Below are 16089 nucleotides of genomic sequence, written 5' to 3'. Positions count from 1 at the left end.
GCGGTGGCTGCAACGCCACGCCGGCCTCTTCGAAGTGCGATCAACCGTTCAAACGGTGCGCCCGGTCTTCATTTTTGCGGCCACGAGCACAGAGATCAGGCAGCCGATCGCCAGATAGCCGGCCACGGGATGCCACGAACCGCCGGCAAAGCTCACGAGCGCAACGGCGATGAACGGCGTAAAGCCGCCGCCTACCACGCTCGCCACCTGATAGCCGACGCCCGCGCCGCTGTAGCGGTACTCGGTGCCGAAGAGTTCGGTGAACATCGGCTGCTGCACGCTGACCACCATGTCGTGCGCGATGTTCGCGAGCATCACGGCGAAAACCACGATCCATACCGTCGAGCGTGCTTCGAGGGCCAGGAAGAACGGCACGGCGCTGAACATGCCGACGAGCGCGCCGATCATGTACACGCGGCGGCGGCCGAAGCGGTCGGCGAGCATCGCGAAAAGCGGAATCGTCACGCAACTCACCGCGCCGACCAGCAGACCGATGGTCAGGAAGAACTCACGCGGCATGTGCAGGTTCGCCGTCGAGTAATTGAGCGCGAAGGCGGTCACGATATACATCGTGAACAGTTCGGCGAGGCGCAGCGCGATGATCAGCAGGAACGCTTTCGGGTGACGCAGCAGCGCTTCGACGATCGGCAGCCGCACGCGGCGCTCGCCGTGCGCGCCGACTTTTTCGACGAATTCCTGCGACTCTTCCATACTCGAGCGGATCCACATCGCGATCAGCACCAGCACTACGCTGAAGAGGAACGGCAGGCGCCAGCCCCAGCTCATGAACGACGCGTTATCCATCGAACGGCTGATCAGCGCGACCAGCCCCGTCGCCAGCACGAGGCCCACGCCGTAGCCGACCTGGACGCCGCTGCTGTAGAACGCCTTCTTTTTCTCGGGCGCGCTTTCGACCGCCATCAACGCCGCACCGCCCCATTCGCCGCCGACCGCGAAGCCCTGGATGGCGCGCAGCGTGACGAGCAGCACCGGCGCGAGCCAGCCGATAGTCGCGAACGACGGCAGCAGGCCGATGGCCGCGGTGGAGAGACCCATCATCATCACGGTGAGCACCAGCATGCGCTTGCGGCCGAGCCGGTCGCCGAAATGGCCGAACACGAAGCCGCCGAGCGGCCGGAACAGAAAGCCGACGCCGAATGTCGCGAAGGCCGCAAGCGTGCCCATTGCCGGGCTCACTTTCGGAAAGAACTCCGCGTTGAAGACGAGTGCCGCGACAATCCCGTACAGCAGAAAGTCGTACCAGTCGACGACTGCGCCGACGAAGCTGCCCAGCGCGGCTTTGCGTGCCCGGCTGCGGGCGATGCGGTTGTCGGCTGTTGCGGCCGGCGAGAGAGTGGTGCTCATGACGGGGTCTCCGTGAGATTCTTGGACTACTGCATGACCGGCCGCGTGCTGGCGGCGCGGCGTCGGCGCCTTCTGCGGGCCGCCGATCGCTTGCAGGTTGTGCGGAAGATTAATGACGCTGCGCTTGCCGCACAATCGGCACTCGACGTGGATTGCGCGATAGTCGAACGCGTCTGCGCGAATAGCGCGCGTTCCTGGCGTATACACGGAGCCGCGGCGCGCCCGCAACAAGCGGCAGGCGGGAGAACGCGGCGCATGCTACCGTAGTCATTGATCGAAAAACAACAGTCACTGATATACTACATACACAATATTGATTTTTGCGGCGATGCAGCATATGATTGAGTCATTCGATCACTCAATCAGTTGGAGCTACAAATGGAATTTGTTCCTCTTTCGCTGCTGGCCGTCGCTGTTGTTGGCTTGGGCAGTGCCGCCACGGTTCTTATCGCTCGCTGGATTCCGCAGCCTGTCGCGCAACTTGCAGCGCAACATGGCCGTTTCGTCGGATTGAGCGAGCAACGTGGGGCAGCGGTGGCGCCTTATCGTATGCATGTTCAACCAGAGGCGATGAATGTCGTCGGAACTTCAAACTGAAGCGGTGGCAACACCTTTGACGTTGTCGTTGCAGCCTATCGGCGCAAGCGCGAGCTTGCGCGATCAGGCTTATGCGATGCTGCGCCAGGCGATTGCCGATGCGGACATCTACCAGACGCGCGACGAAATCCGTCTGGACGAACGGGTGTTGAGCGAGACGCTCGGCGTCAGCCGAACGCCAGTGCGCGAGGCGATGACGCTGCTTGAGCAGGAAGGCTTTCTGCGCATGGTGCCGCGGCGCGGCATTTACATCGTCCGCAAAAGCAAGCGCGAGATCGTCGAGATGATTCACATGTGGGCCGCGCTGGAAAGCATGGCCGCACGTCTGGCGACCCAGCGCGCCACAGACGAGGAAATCGCTCGCCTGCGGCACATGTTCGACAATTTCCGCGACGCCACGCCGGCCGAGCACATCGCCGAGTATTCGGACGCGAACATCGCGTTTCACCAGTCGATCGTCGAGTTGTCGAAGTCGCAGATCATTCTCGACACCATCAAGAATATTTTTATCCACGTGCGCGCTATCCGGCGCATGACCATCTCGCAGAGCGATCGCGCGTCGCGGTCCATCGTCGATCATCTGCGCATTATCGAGGCGCTCGAGAAGCGCGATACCGAACTGGCCGAGCGTCTCACGCGCCAGCATTCGCTCGATCTGGCGGCCTTCGTGGAGAAGAACTGCGATTTTCTCGATTGACGGCTGAATAGGCGTAGCGTGCGGCGTTAGGTACGTTAAGCACGTCTGGCGTTCGGCGCGGAGTTTCGCCGGGCCTGCCCGCGCCCGTCACTGTAGCAACCAAGTCACGCAGGCATTGAAGCCCGCGGTGTTCACGCACCGCGGGCTTTTTTCGTTTGTCCGCGCTTCGTAGGGAAACACCGCGCTTGACGTCTGGTGAAATGTGGTATGTGATATATCAACAGTGAGCGATATTACTAGGCGCTCAGTGTTTTCCCTTGCGGAAGGCCGAAAAGCGGATCTCGAAACAGCCGCTTTCCCATGCCGAGCAGGGATTGCAGCAGAAACGCAGAGCGGACCCAGAGCATGAAATCGTCCTTGCCTGAATCTGATATATCACATACCGTATGTGGGCAAGCAGGGCGGCATGTTCTGAGAAGCGTTGCACAACCGATAAGCAGCAGTCTTTCATGGGGCCGGCGCAAGCGCTAATGCGCAACACCGGCCGATGCAAAGCACGGGACCGGCGCAAGCACTGACGCGCCAAGCCGGTCGACACACAGGAGACGACCATGTCTGCAGTTGTTTCATCCCTGAACTCCGCCACGAGCAGCACCACGGCCGAAGACACGCTCAAGCAAAAGACGCGCAACGCGGGCGTCGTTTCGGGCGGCCATCTGGTCGCGAAGGCGCTGAAAAACGAAGGGGTCGATACGATCTTCACGCTGTGCGGCGGCCACATCATCGACATTTACGATGGTTGTGTGGACGAAGGGATTCGCATCATCGACGTGCGCCACGAGCAGGTCGCGGCGCACGCAGCAGACGGCTACGCGCGCCAGACCGGCAAGCTCGGCTGCGTGGTCACGACGGCCGGCCCCGGCTGCACGAACGCGGTGACCGGCATCGCGACGGCATTTCGCTCCGAGAGCCCGGTGCTGCATATCGGCGGGCAAGGCGCGCTGACGCAGCACAAGATGGGCTCGCTGCAAGACCTGCCGCACGTCGACATGATGTCGCCGATCACGAAGTTCGCCGCCAGCGTGTCGAGCACGGAGCGCGTCGCGGACATGATCTCGATGGCCGCGCGCGAGTGCTTCAACGGCGCGCCCGGCCCGGCTTACCTGGAAATTCCGCGCGATGTGCTCGACCGTGAAGTCGAACTCACGCGCGCCGTCGTGCCGCAGCCGGGTCACTATCGCGCGTCGACGAAATCGATTGGCGATCCGCGCGACATCGAGAAACTGGCCGACATCCTCGTCAATTCGGAGCGCCCCGCGATTCTATACGGACAGCAGGTGTGGACCGCGCGCGGTCACGAGGAAGCGATTGCATTGCTGCGCGGTCTCGACGTTCCTGGTTATTTCAACGGCGCGAGCCGCGGCTTGCTGCCGCCGGGCGATCCGCATCACTTCGATCGCACGCGTTCGCAGGCGTTTGCGAATGCGGACGTGCTGATCGTCGTCGGCACGCCGTTCGATTTCCGCATGGGCTACGGCAAGCGCATCAGCAAGGAACTGACGCTGGTGCAGATCGACATGGACTACCGGACGGTCGGCAAGAATCGCGACATCGACCTTGGTCTGGTCGGCGATCCGGGCGCGATTCTCGCTGCGGTGCTGCAAGCCGCGAGCGGTCGCCTCAAGGACGACAAGCGCCAGGCACGCCGCAAGTGGATGGCGCAACTTCAGGATGCCGAAGCAACCGCGACCGAAAAACTGATGCCGCTGTTCAAGTCGAACAGCACGCCGATTCATCCGTACCGCGTCGCTTACGAACTCAACGAGTTTCTTTCGGACGACACGATCTATATCGGCGACGGCGGCGACGTCGTGACGATTTCCGCGCAAGCGGTTCGCCCGCGCCGTCCCGGTCAATGGATGGACCCAGGCGCACTCGGCTCGCTCGGCGTCGGCACCGGCTTTGCGCTCGCAGCGGGGATCGCGCATCCGAACAAGGAAGTCCTCTGCTACTACGGCGACGGCTCGTTCGGCATGACCGCGTTCGACATGGAAACGGCCAACCGCTTCGGCGTGCCGTACCTCGCGGTGATCGGCAATAACTCGGCGATGAACCAGATCCGCTACGGCCAGCTCGCCAAATACGGCGACGAGCGCGGCAACGTCGGCAATCTGCTGAGCGATGTGCCGTTCAGCAAGTTCGCCGAAATGCTCGGCGGCTACGGCGAGGAAGTGCGCGATCCCGCGCAGATCGCAAGCGCATTGCAGCGTGCACGCGAGTCGATTCATCGCACCGGCCGCTCCGCAGTCGTCAACATCTGGGTCGATCCGCGCGAGTATGCGCCGGGCACCAAGAATCAGACCATGTACAAGTAATACGGACACCTTAGGAGACACGACATGGGCAAAGCACTCGACGGCGTGCGCATTCTCGATTTTACGCATGTGCAATCGGGCCCGACCTGCACGCAATTGCTGGCGTGGTTCGGCGCGGACGTGATCAAGGTGGAGCGGGCCGGCGCCGGCGACATCACGCGCGAGCAATTGCGTGATATTCCCGACGTGGACAGCTTGTACTTCACGATGCTCAATCACAACAAGCGCTCGGTCACGATCGATACGAAGAACCCGGAAGGCAAGCAGGTTCTGGAGGCGCTGATCCAGAAATGCGACGTGCTGGTGGAGAACTTCGCGCCGGGCGCACTGGATCGCATGGGCTTTACGTGGGAGCGCATCCAGGAACTGAATCCGCGAATGATCGTCGCGTCGGTGAAAGGCTTTGGCCCAGGTCCGTACGAAGACTGCAAGGTCTACGAGAACGTCGCGCAATGCGCGGGCGGCGCGGCGTCCACCACGGGTTTCGACGACGGCCCGCCGGTCGTCAGCGGCGCGCAGATCGGCGATAGCGGCACGGGCTTGCATCTCGCGCTCGGCATTGTCACCGCGCTTTATCAGCGCACGCAGACGGGCCGCGGCCAGCGCGTGCTCGCTGCGATGCAGGACGGCGTGCTCAATCTGTGCCGCGTGAAGCTGCGCGATCAGCAGCGGCTCGAACGCACCGGCGTGATGAAGGAGTATCCGCAATATCCGAACGGCAAGTTCGGCGAAGCGGTGCCGCGCGCGGGCAATGCGTCGGGCGGCGGCCAGCCGGGCTGGATTCTGAAATGCAAGGGCTGGGAGACCGATCCGAACGCGTACATCTACTTCATCACGCAGGCGCCGGTGTGGGCCAAGATCTGCAACGTGATTGGCAAGGAAGAGTGGGCCACGGACCCCGATTACGCGACGCCCGCCGCACGCCTGCCGCGTCTGAAGGACATTTTCGCGGAAATCGAACGCTGGACGATGACCAAGACCAAGTTCGAGGCGATGCAGATCCTCAACAAGTACGACATTCCATGCGGGCCGATTCTGTCGATGAAGGAGATCGCCGAGGAGCCCTCGCTGCGCAAGACCGGCACGATTGTCGAAGTCGATCATCCGACGCGCGGCAAATATCTGACCGTTGGCAATCCTATCAAACTGTCCGATAGCCCGACCGAGGTGAAGCGCTCGCCGCTGCTTGGCGAACATACCGACGAAGTCATGGCGGAACTGGGCTACTCGCCCGAGCAGATCAGCGCACTGCGCACCGCCGGCGCCATCTAGCGCATAGAAAAACCCGTAGTGCAGGCCGCCCGCCGCTCGCCATCCAGGCGAGCGCGGTGCCGGGCGGCGCCTTTCGAACCCGCATTGGAGACGGCAGGACATGGCATACGAAGACACGCTCTCACTGAAAGAACGCGGTACCGCACACACGCCGGACGACCGCGCGCAGGTCGCCAACAAGGACGTCGTGCGGCACATTCTCGATCACGCGAAAGCCGAAGGCCGCAACTCGCTGACCGCGCCGGAAGGCAAACTCGTGTGCGACGTCTACGGCATTTCGGTGCCGAAGGAAGCGCTTGCGACGACCGCGGACGAAGCCGCGCAATTCGCGGCGGACATCGGTTTTCCAGTGGTACTAAAGATCGTCTCGCCGGAAATTCTGCACAAGACCGAAGCGGGCGGCGTGCTCGTCGGCGTGAAGAACGCTGCGGACGTGGTGCAAGGATTCACCACGATCATGGAGAACGCGAAGCGCTATAACGCCAACGCGAATCTGCTTGGCGTGCAGGTGCAGCAGATGATCGGCGGCGGGCAGGAAGTGATCGTCGGCGCGGTGACCGATCCGTCGTTCGGCAAGCTGGTCGCGTTCGGTCTTGGCGGCGTGCTGGTCGAAGTGCTGAAGGACATCACGTTCCGCCTCGCGCCGGCCACGCGCGACGACGCTCGCTCGATGCTCGACGGCATCGCGGCTGCCGACATGCTCAAGGGCGTGCGCGGCGGCGAACCGGTCGACCGCGAGGCGCTCGCCGGGTTGATCGAAAACGTCTCGCGGCTCGTGTCGGACTTCCCCGAAATCTCCGAGCTGGATCTGAACCCGGTGTTCGCGAGCAAGCGCGGTGCGATTGCCGCCGACGTGCGCATCGTGCTCGATTTCGCGCCGCCGGTAGAGCGCTATCGGCCGAGTCAGGAAGACATTGTGCGGCAAATGAACCGCATCATGAAGCCGGATTCGGTCGCGGTGATCGGTGCATCGGCGGAAGACGGCAAGATCGGCAACTCGGTGATGAAGAACCTGATCAACGGTGGCTACAAGGGCGAGATCTATCCGATCCACCCGAAGGCCGACGAGATCATGGGCCACAAGGCCTACAAGAGTGTGCTGGACGTGCCGGGCAATATCGACGTCGCTGTGTTTGCGATTCCCGCGAAGTTCGTCGCCGGCGCGTTGACGGAAGTCGGCAAGAAGCACATTCCGGGCGCGGTGCTGATTCCGTCCGGCTTTGCGGAAACCGGCAACGTGGAAGGCCAGCAGGAAATCGTGGCGATTGCGCGCGAATACGATATTCGCCTGATGGGGCCGAATATTTACGGCTTCTACTACACGCCGAAGAATCTGTGTGCAACGTTTTGCACACCGTACGATGTGCAAGGCAAGGCGGCGTTGTCGTCGCAATCGGGCGGTATCGGCATGGCAATCATCGGCTTCTCGCGTTCGGCGAAGATGGGCGTGTCGGCGATTGTCGGGCTCGGCAACAAGTCCGATATCGACGAAGACGATCTGCTCACGTTCTTCGAACAGGACGAGAACACCGACATCATCGCGCAGCATTGCGAAGACCTGAAAGACGGCCGCGCGTTTGCGGAAACGGCGGCGCGCGTGTCGAAGAAAAAGCCGGTCGTGGTGCTCAAGGCGGGCCGCACGAGTCTGGGCGCGCGAGCGGCGAGCTCGCACACGGGCGCGCTTGCGGGTAACGACCGCATCTACGAAGACGTGTTCAAGCAATGCGGCGTGATCCGCGCTCGCTCGCTGCGCGACCTGCTCGAGTTCGCGCGCGGCATTCCGAAGCTGCCGACGCCGAAGGGCGAGAACGTGGTGATCATCACGGGCGCGGGCGGCTCGGGCGTGCTGTTGTCCGATGCTTGCGTGGACAACCGTCTGTCGCTGATGACCATGCCCGCCGATCTCGACGCTGCGTTCCGCAAGTTCATTCCGCCGTTCGGCGCGGCGGGCAATCCTGTCGACATCACGGGTGGCGAGCCGCCGTCCACGTATCAGAACACGATCCGGCTCGGCCTCGAAGACCCGCGCATTCACGCGATCATCCTCGGCTACTGGCACACCATCATCACGCCGCCGATGGTGTTCGCGCGACTCGTCGTCGAGGTGAAAGAGGAGATGAAAGCGCGCGGCATCGAGAAGCCGATCGTGGCCTCGCTCGCGGGCGACGTTCAGGTGGAGGAAGCCGCCGAATATCTGTACGCGCATGGTGTTCCCGCGTACGCCTATTCGACGGAAATTCCCGTCGCGGTGCTCGGTGCAAAGTATCAGTGGGCACGCGGCGCCGGCCTGATCTGACGCGTCAAACGGAAGGCGGCACGGTTTTCTTCGCGACAGTCGATTGTCGTTTGCAACTCGCGAAGAAGATCGTGCCGAAGCGCTCAAGGAGCGGCGTAATGGATACGTGGATGCGTTTCATGTCCAGCGACGGCGGTGTGGTGTTCGGCCGCGTCGAAGGTGCTTATCTGCACGAGTACGAAAGTCTCGATCAACCGGTGCCGACCGGCGCCGTGTTGTCGACGCGCGCGCTGACGCCGCTCGCGCCTTGCGCGCCTGGCAAGATCGTCGCACTGTGGAATAACTTTCACGCGCTTGCCGCGAAGCTCGACAAGCCGGTGCCCGCGCATCCGCTTTTTCTGCTGAAGCCGGCGGGCTCGGTGATCGGTTCGGGCGAGCCGATCCGGCGGCCCGTGAGCTACGCGGGCAAGATCGTCTATGAAGGCGAACTCGGCATTGTGATTGGCCGGCGCTGCCGCGATGCGAACGTCGAAGAGGCTGCTCAAGCGATCTTCGGGTACACGCTCGTCAACGACGTGACCGCGGCCGATCTGCTGAACGAAAATCCGCATTTTCCGCAATGGTGCCGCGCGAAAGGCTTCGATACGTTCTGTTGTATCGGACCGGCAATCGTCTCCGGTTTCGACTGGCAAAACGCGCATCTCGTGACGATGCTCGACGACGTCGAGCGGCAAAACTATCCGCTGTCCGACATGGTGTTTTCGCCGGCCGAGCAGGTGAGCCTCATTTCGCAGGATCTCACGCTGGAGCCGGGTGATGTGATTGCGTGCGGTACGTCGGTGGGAGTCGGGTCGATCAAGGATGGCGCGACGGTGTCTATTTCTATCGATGGAATCGGCACGCTGCGCAATACGTTGCAAGCCGCGGTACGCGAAGCGCCGGGGCCGGGCGTTACTGCAACAGGCGTTACGGCGGGACTCGTTTGAAGAACGATCGGTCGATCCGCGGGCCACAAGTCCGCGGGTTGCAACAACACGGAAGGAGCGCGCGTGCCGCAAGCGTCGGATAGTACCGTGTGGCTTGGAATGGTCGTCTCGCTGACGGCTGCGTGTGCTGCATTGCTTGCCTGCGCGCTCGGCTCGATGCTCGCCGGTGCATCCGTCGTGCGCCGTCGCAATCTCACACGACGACCCGCGCTCGCCGCGTTGCTCGCGAGCGGCATGGGTTTATCCGTCGTATCCGTCGGCGTCGCGCGTTATCTGTCGCCAGGAAACCAGGCCAATCTCGCGATTCCCGAGCGGATCGAACTCTATGCGGCGGTGTTCGCCGGCGCGTTGATCTTCGCGGCATCGGCGATCGCATTCTGCAAACTGCGCGGCCTGTTGCCGCTTCGCGTGACGGCGCGTCGCGGGCACGACATCGTCAATGCGGTCGCACTGCTGTTATGCGGATGGCTCGGCTATGGCTTCGTCACCGAAGCGGCGCAGCCGTTCGGGCTCACCGCGTTGCTCGCGATGAGCGCGCTGGCTTCGTCGATCGGTGTGCATGTGATGATGAGCCGCGAGTATTCGAAGAAGCATGCGAAAACGCACGCGTATGGCGCTCGCGCCGACATGCCAATGAAGTGGCGAGAAGACGCAGAAGAAGTCAGCCCAATGCACGTCATGGTGCGCGCGGCAGCATACCGTCACGGCCGACGCTGGCATAACAGCGACAGCAACGGCAGCAGGCAACGGAACATTCAGGCATGCGCGGCACGGCGCCTGTCCAACCGATCCACGGTAAGCCGGCATCCATGAACGCGAACCCGATCAATCAGGCAACTGCCGCGATAAAAGGCGGGAACGTATTCCCGCCCATCCGCTCACTCGCCCAAAGCCGCGAATTCACTAAAGTACTGCGCCTTCTTCTGCAGGATCAATTGCGCGAGAAAGTCCGGATCATAGGCGCGATGCAGATGCCCATGAAACCGCTCGATGTATGCGGTAATCCGCGCGGCCTCGCTATTGAATTCGCTCAGCACGTCGAGCGTGGCGTGGTCCCAGCGAAAGCGCAGCCCGAGGTCGCTGAACGCCGCGTTATAGGCGCTCAGATGCGGGTCGTTGGAATGATCGGCGGAAGCGCGCGCAGTGGTGCGTGCGCTGGCATGAGTCGCAACCGAAGCGTGGTTCATGATCGGCCTCCTGGGCTGTCAAGTGATGAAACTAGCTTGCAGCATAGAAGTACCGAACGATTTGCAATAGTTAAAGTTTTATTGGATCTCCATAGCCTATTGCTTATAGACGCTCAATTCCTTCACACGAGTGATCTTCTCGATGAGGTTCGCGCCTTCCTCCATCAGGAAGCGCTTGAATGCCACCGCAACCGGCGGCAGGCGCTTGTTCTTGCGATGAACCACATACCAGTTGAGCATCACAGGAAAGCTCTCGACGTCGAGCACCACGAGATGCCCCAGTTGCAACTCGAGGCTGATCGTATGCGCAGACAAAAACGCGATGCCCATGCCGGCAATCACCGCCTGTTTGATCGTCTCGGTGCTTTTGATCTCCATCGCAATCTTCAGATTCGACAGTCGGCCCGCAAAACCTTCTTCCATCGAATTCCACGTGTCCGAGCCGCGCTCGCGCACGATGAACGCCTCGTTCGCCAACTGGCTGATCTTGATGTTGCGCTTGTGCGCGAGCGGATGCGTGGGAGCGGCCACGATGACATACGGATGAGGCGCGAACGGCTCGTTAGTGGCGTCCATCTCGTGCGGCGGGCGCACCATTACCGCGAGGTCCGTCTGATTGGTCGCGAGCTGATGCAACAACTCCTCGCGATTGTGGACAGCGAGGTTCAGCACGACGCCCGCATAGCGCCGCGTGAATTCGGCGAGCAGCCGCGGAAAAAAGTAGTCGCCTGCGCTGATCACCGCCACATTCAGCTTGCCGCCGGAGACGCCCTTCAACTGGCTCATCGCTTCGTCGACTTCGTGGAACTGCTGAATGATCGCGCGGCTGTAGTGCAGCATTTCAGTGCCGGCCGGCGTGAGGTAGATCTTTTTGCCGAGCTGTTCGAAGAGCGGCAGCCCCGCATGCTCCTCCAACTGACGAACCTGCGTGGAGACGGCAGGCTGTGTGAGATGCAGTTCCTCGGCGGCGCGCGAAAAGCTCAAGTGGCGCGCCACGGTCTCGAACACCTTCAATTGACGCAGCGTGGCATTGCGCATCGTCATGACCGATGTATAAGCAAATGTGAATCAACATAATAACAAACTTTAATTATTAGTAATTCAGCAATGACCCTAGCATGGGTTTGTAAACAAGGCGAAGCTGCCACGGAACACTCGGGTTAACGCTTGGATTTCAGGCGTGGCGGGACCAGGCGGCAGATTGGCGGAAAACAACAAAACGGATTAGTCGGAATTAAGAACTTCCAAAAGGCGATGAATAAAGCGCTTTTTAAAGGAAGCACTTTAAAGACTCAAATATTAAACATTCCCGGATTGCAAGGCTTTCCGGGTCATAACGATAAGGTGGGACACATACAGCACGGCGCTTTGGCCGGCTGCACTAAATAATTGCGGAGACAAGGCACATGGACGACATCACTCAACAGACCGCGGCCCGCGTATTCTGGGCGAACCGTTGGTGGCAACTCGTCATCGGCATGGTGTGCATGGCGTTGGTGGCGAATTTGCAGTACGCATGGACGCTCTTCGTCGCACCGATGGACGCGCGGCATCACTGGGGCCAGGCCTCGATTCAACTGGCGTTTGCCATCTTCATTCTCACTGAAACGTGGCTCGTGCCGCTCGAGGGCTGGCTCGTCGACAAGTTCGGTCCACGGCCGGTGGTGGCAGGCGGCGCAGTATGCGCGGGCCTCGCGTGGGTGATGAATTCGTATGCGACCACCTTGCCCATGCTCTATACGTCCGCGGTGATCGCGGGCATCGGCGCGGGTGGCGTGTATGGAACATGCGTCGGCAACGCGTTGAAATGGTTTCCCGACCGGCGCGGTCTGGCTGCGGGTCTCACGGCAGCGGGCTTCGGCGCGGGCGCGGCAGTCACCGTGATTCCGATTGCGAACATGATCACGCGCTCGGGCTATGAGCACACGTTCTTCTTCTTCGGTATCTTGCAGGGCGTCGCGATTCTGCTGCTCGCGATGCTGCTGGTGAAACCGGTGTTGAGTAAGCACACGCCGGCGAAGAGAAAGTTCTCCGTGTCGAAGGTCGATCTCACGCCCGGCCAGATGATCAAGACGCCGGTGTTCTGGGTGATCTACGTGTCGTTCGTCGCGGTGGCAGCCGGCGGCTTGATGGCGACTGCGCAGATCGGCCCAATCGCGAAAGACTGGGGCCTCGCGCGCATTCCGATGACGATCTTCGGCGTCACGCTGCCGCTTCTCACAGCCACGCTTTCCATCGACAACGTCTGCAACGGCTTCACGCGTCCGCTGTGCGGTTTCATCTCCGACAAGATCGGCCGTGAAAACACGATGTTCATGATCTTCATTGGAGAAGGACTCGCGTTGCTCGGCATGATGGAGTACGGCACGAACCCGTATGCGTTCATGACGTTCGCCGCGTTGATCTTCCTGTTCTGGGGCGAAATCTTCTCGATCTTCCCGGCGATCTGCGCCGACACCTTCGGCAGCAAGTATGCGGCGGCGAACGCGGGCACGTTGTACACCGCGAAAGGCACGGCCTCGCTGCTGGTGCCGATTGCATCGGTGCTGTCGGCAACCGGCGGATGGAGCCTCGTGTTCACGGTGTCCGCAGTGATCACGATTGCCGCGGGCGTGTCCGCGAAGTTCATCCTCGCGCCGATGCGCTCGCGCTGGATCCACTCGCAGGACGAGCCGTCGCCAGGCGTGCTGGCCGTCGCCGGTAACGGTAACGGCAAGGCCTCGCGTCTTAGCCACTGGCCCGAGCAAACCGGCGAATAGGAACAATAGGAACAGGCCGGCAAGCCGCGCGCCGGCCACTACGTCATGAACGTTTCGTTGCAGCAACTCAAGGTGTTTGTCGCCGTCGCGCGTGAACGCAGCTTCACGCGCGCGGCGCGCGAACTCGATCTGACGCAGTCCGCAGTGAGCCGTTGCGTGCGTGAACTGGAAGACGCGGTCGATCTGAAACTGTTCGACCGCACGACGCGCCAGGTTCAACTGACGCATGCAGGCGCGAGCCTCGAAAGAAGAATCGGCCGCCTGCTCGATGAAATCGATCTGACGTTGCGCGAAGAACGCGGTGCTTACGAAGGCCATCGCGGTGTGGTCGCGCTGGCGAGCAATCCGGTGTTGTCGTCCAGTTGGGTCGCACAGGGACTCGCGCGCTGCGCGTCCGCATTCCCCGAACTGCTCGTTACCGTCGAAGACCAGGCGCAAAGCGGTGTGCTTGCGAGCGTCGAGCACGGCGAGGTGGATTTCGGCGTGGTCTCGCTGGCCGAGCCGCTCGTCAGCGATCAATTGCATGCGCAAGTCGTTTTCACGACGCCGCTGCATGCGGTGATGCCGCCAACTCATCCGCTTGCCCGACACGCGAGCGTCGCCTGGGATGCGTTGCACGACTGGGCGCTCGTCACGCTGAACGCCGACGCCGGCGCGCGCGCGGCGCTCGATCGCGCGTTCAATGCAAACGGTTTGAAGCGGCGTCCGGTGCAGGAATTCGGGCACGTCGCGGCTGTGCTGCGCATGGTCGAACTCGGGCTCGGTGTCGGCGTGCTGCCCGTCGACTCGCATTGGCCCGCCGTGGGCGAGTCGCTCGTGAGCCGGCCTCTCGCGCCCGAGGCGACATTGACGACGCTGCTCGTGCATCGCCGCAACCGCTCGCTCAGGCCGAATGCCGCGGCTGCGTGGGCTCAGTTTGCCGAGCAGGGCGGGGCGTTGTCGAGCAGCGCGAGCGTCGAGGCGAACCGCGAGGCAAACCCGGAGGCAAACACAAGTCCGGCTTCTCACACAGTCTCCGATTCTTCATGGCCCGTCGCCGCGCGCAGCGGCGCGGCGCTTCACGAGCCGTAGCGCCGCCTGGTCCTTGCGCGCACCGGTCATCCCCGGACCGGTTTGCAGCACTCAGCCACGCAACATCTCAATGCAAGGAGCTTTACGATGGACACTGACACCGACCTCAGGCGCCATGATCTGCTGATCGACGGCAAGCGGTTGCCGCCGGGCACAGGCGAATATTCCGTCGATATCAATCCGGCCACCGAAGAGCCGATCGCGCACGTGGCCCAAGGCAGCGCGGCCGACGTCGACACAGCGGTTATCGCAGCGCGCGCCGCTTTGAAAGTGTGGAACGGCATCAAGGCGGCGGAGCGCGGCCGCATTCTCGGCCGCCTCGCGGGCCTGATGCGCGCGAATCTCGACGAACTCGCCGCGCTCGAAAGCCTCGACGCCGGCAAGCCGATTGCCGCCGTGATGCGCCAGGACGTTCCGGCCGCGATCGACACGCTCGAGTACTACGCCGGCTGGTGCGACAAGATCAACGGCCAGGTCGTGCCGGTTCGCCCGGACGCGTTGACCTATACGATCCGCGAACCGGTCGGCGTGGTCGCGGCCATCGTGCCGTGGAATTTCCCGTTGATGATCGGCATGTGGAAAATCGCGCCCGCGCTCGCGTGCGGTTGCACGCTGATCGTCAAGCCCGCGGAGATCACGCCGCTCAGCGCGTTGCGTATCGGTGAACTCGCGCTCGAAGCGGGCCTACCGCCGGGAGTCCTGAATATCGTCACCGGCAAGGGACGTGTGGTGGGCGACGCGCTCGTCGCGCATCCGGGCGTGGACAAGGTCACGTTCACCGGCTCGCCTTCGGTCGGGCGCGGCATTCTGCAAGGCGCGGCGAGCAACTTCAAGCGCGTGACGCTCGAACTCGGCGGCAAATCGGCGAACCTGATTTTTGCCGATGCGAATCTCGACAACGCAGTGCGAGCCGCGGCGTCGGGCATCTTCTTCAACACGGGCCAGGTGTGCTCGGCGGGCTCGCGCATTCTCGCGCATCGCGATGTCTATGACGAAGTAGTCGACCGGCTCGCCGCGCGAGCGAAGTCGATCAAGGTCGGCGATCCGTCGCTGCGCGAAACGTCGATGGGCCCGCTCATCTCCGCCGCGCAAATGAAGACCGTGCTCGGTTATGTCGATGCAGGGCGATCGGAAGGCGCGTCGCTCGTGACGGGCGGGGCGCGGGTCGGCGAACGCGGCTTCTTTGTGGAGCCGACGGTATTCGCCAACGTCGAACACGAAATGCGAATCTCGCAGGAAGAGATCTTCGGACCGGTGGCAAGCGTGATTCGTTTCGAGGACGAAGCCGACGCGATCCGTATCGCCAACGGCACGTTGTATAGCCTCGCGGCCGGCGTGTGGAGCGCGGACATTGGCCGCGTGCATCGCGTGGCGAGAGACCTGCGGGCAGGCACCGTCTGGATCAACACGTATGGCTACACCGACGTGCGTCTGCCGTGGGGCGGTTCCGGCGATTCGGGTTTCGGCCGCGAACACGGCGACGTCGCGATTGAAAACTTCACCGAGCCGAAGGCGGTCTGGCTCGCGATCGACCAGTAGCGAGCCGTAGCGATAGCGGTAATAACGGCGCAATAAAAAAGGATCGGACGACGTCCGATCCTTTT

13 protein-coding genes are annotated in these 16089 nt (G+C 62.3%); 10 read left to right on the top strand and 3 right to left on the bottom strand.

Annotated features, from left to right (window positions below; translation table 11 throughout):
• Window positions 1-48 precede the first annotated feature (48 nt).
• Window positions 49-1365 (bottom strand): shikimate transporter, encoded by a 1317-nt coding sequence (gene shiA / locus C8K18_RS20065; protein ID WP_006049162.1) that lies wholly within the window; start codon window positions 1363-1365, stop codon window positions 49-51.
• 378 nt (window positions 1366-1743) lie between these two features.
• On the opposite strand from shiA, the gene C8K18_RS20060 reads away from it, so the two are divergent.
• The 7 genes from C8K18_RS20060 (at window position 1744) to C8K18_RS20030 (ending at window position 10281) form a co-directional block, all read left to right on the top strand.
• A complete protein-coding gene (locus C8K18_RS20060; protein WP_006049163.1) occupies window positions 1744-1962 on the top strand; it encodes a hypothetical protein in 219 nt (72 codons plus the stop codon).
• The gene (locus tag C8K18_RS20055; protein ID WP_006049164.1) at window positions 1940-2659 is read left to right on the top strand and encodes a GntR family transcriptional regulator; all 720 of its coding nucleotides are present in this window, start codon (window positions 1940-1942) and stop codon (window positions 2657-2659) included. Before C8K18_RS20060 ends, C8K18_RS20055 begins: the two co-directional genes overlap by 23 nt.
• A gap of 551 nt (window positions 2660-3210) precedes the next feature.
• Window positions 3211-4974, top strand: a complete 1764-nt coding sequence (locus tag C8K18_RS20050) for a thiamine pyrophosphate-binding protein (protein ID WP_006049165.1) — start codon at window positions 3211-3213, stop codon at window positions 4972-4974.
• A gap of 24 nt (window positions 4975-4998) precedes the next feature.
• Window positions 4999-6246 carry a formyl-CoA transferase gene (frc, locus tag C8K18_RS20045; protein ID WP_006049166.1) on the top strand — a complete coding sequence of 416 codons (1248 nt, stop codon included), beginning with the start codon at window positions 4999-5001 and terminating at the stop codon, window positions 6244-6246.
• Between the two features lie 100 nt (window positions 6247-6346).
• Window positions 6347-8542 (top strand): acetate--CoA ligase family protein, encoded by a 2196-nt coding sequence (locus C8K18_RS20040; protein WP_029966516.1) that lies wholly within the window; start codon window positions 6347-6349, stop codon window positions 8540-8542.
• 98 nt (window positions 8543-8640) lie between these two features.
• Complete coding sequence (locus C8K18_RS20035; RefSeq protein ID WP_107709097.1) at window positions 8641-9468, top strand: fumarylacetoacetate hydrolase family protein; 828 nt, start codon at window positions 8641-8643, stop codon at window positions 9466-9468.
• Window positions 9469-9531: 63 nt separating this feature from the next.
• Window positions 9532-10281, top strand: a complete 750-nt coding sequence (locus C8K18_RS20030; RefSeq protein WP_107709031.1) for an NAD(P)(+) transhydrogenase (Re/Si-specific) subunit beta — start codon at window positions 9532-9534, stop codon at window positions 10279-10281.
• A gap of 65 nt (window positions 10282-10346) precedes the next feature.
• Here the strand turns inward: C8K18_RS20030 and C8K18_RS20025 are convergent, their stop codons facing one another.
• Both C8K18_RS20025 and C8K18_RS20020 read right to left on the bottom strand, forming a co-directional pair.
• Entirely contained in the window at window positions 10347-10655 is a 309-nt protein-coding gene (locus tag C8K18_RS20025) for a hypothetical protein (protein ID WP_107709029.1), read from the bottom strand.
• 96 nt (window positions 10656-10751) lie between these two features.
• A complete protein-coding gene (locus C8K18_RS20020) occupies window positions 10752-11699 on the bottom strand; it encodes a LysR family transcriptional regulator (RefSeq protein ID WP_006049171.1) in 948 nt (315 codons plus the stop codon).
• Window positions 11700-12061: 362 nt separating this feature from the next.
• Between C8K18_RS20020 and oxlT the strand changes: the two genes are divergently transcribed.
• The 3 genes from oxlT (at window position 12062) to C8K18_RS20005 (ending at window position 16024) form a co-directional block, all read left to right on the top strand.
• Complete coding sequence (oxlT, locus tag C8K18_RS20015; protein WP_006049172.1) at window positions 12062-13414, top strand: oxalate/formate MFS antiporter; 1353 nt, start codon at window positions 12062-12064, stop codon at window positions 13412-13414.
• A 45-nt stretch (window positions 13415-13459) separates the two neighbouring features.
• Entirely contained in the window at window positions 13460-14485 is a 1026-nt protein-coding gene (locus C8K18_RS20010) for a LysR family transcriptional regulator (RefSeq protein ID WP_107709027.1), read from the top strand.
• Between the two features lie 87 nt (window positions 14486-14572).
• Window positions 14573-16024 carry an aldehyde dehydrogenase family protein gene (locus C8K18_RS20005; protein ID WP_107709025.1) on the top strand — a complete coding sequence of 484 codons (1452 nt, stop codon included), beginning with the start codon at window positions 14573-14575 and terminating at the stop codon, window positions 16022-16024.
• Window positions 16025-16089 lie beyond the last annotated feature (65 nt).

Source organism: Paraburkholderia sp. GV068, from assembly GCF_003058125.1.
GTDB lineage: Bacteria > Pseudomonadota > Gammaproteobacteria > Burkholderiales > Burkholderiaceae > Paraburkholderia > Paraburkholderia graminis.
This window is presented reverse-complemented; position numbering and strand designations above follow the sequence as displayed.

Excerpts from the sequence above, each read along its gene's own strand:
- shiA (WP_006049162.1), bottom strand. The coding sequence starts at position 1,365 with ATGAGCACCACTCTCTCGCCGGCCGCAACAGCCGACAACCGCATCGCC.
- C8K18_RS20060 (WP_006049163.1), top strand. The coding sequence starts at position 1,744 with ATGGAATTTGTTCCTCTTTCGCTGCTGGCCGTCGCTGTTGTTGGCTTG.
- C8K18_RS20055 (WP_006049164.1), top strand. The coding sequence starts at position 1,940 with ATGTCGTCGGAACTTCAAACTGAAGCGGTGGCAACACCTTTGACGTTG.
- C8K18_RS20050 (WP_006049165.1), top strand. The coding sequence starts at position 3,211 with ATGTCTGCAGTTGTTTCATCCCTGAACTCCGCCACGAGCAGCACCACG.
- frc (WP_006049166.1), top strand. The coding sequence starts at position 4,999 with ATGGGCAAAGCACTCGACGGCGTGCGCATTCTCGATTTTACGCATGTG.
- C8K18_RS20040 (WP_029966516.1), top strand. The coding sequence starts at position 6,347 with ATGGCATACGAAGACACGCTCTCACTGAAAGAACGCGGTACCGCACAC.
- C8K18_RS20035 (WP_107709097.1), top strand. The coding sequence starts at position 8,641 with ATGGATACGTGGATGCGTTTCATGTCCAGCGACGGCGGTGTGGTGTTC.
- C8K18_RS20025 (WP_107709029.1), bottom strand. The coding sequence starts at position 10,655 with ATGAACCACGCTTCGGTTGCGACTCATGCCAGCGCACGCACCACTGCG.
- C8K18_RS20020 (WP_006049171.1), bottom strand. The coding sequence starts at position 11,699 with ATGACGATGCGCAATGCCACGCTGCGTCAATTGAAGGTGTTCGAGACC.
- oxlT (WP_006049172.1), top strand. The coding sequence starts at position 12,062 with ATGGACGACATCACTCAACAGACCGCGGCCCGCGTATTCTGGGCGAAC.
- C8K18_RS20010 (WP_107709027.1), top strand. The coding sequence starts at position 13,460 with ATGAACGTTTCGTTGCAGCAACTCAAGGTGTTTGTCGCCGTCGCGCGT.
- C8K18_RS20005 (WP_107709025.1), top strand. The coding sequence starts at position 14,573 with ATGGACACTGACACCGACCTCAGGCGCCATGATCTGCTGATCGACGGC.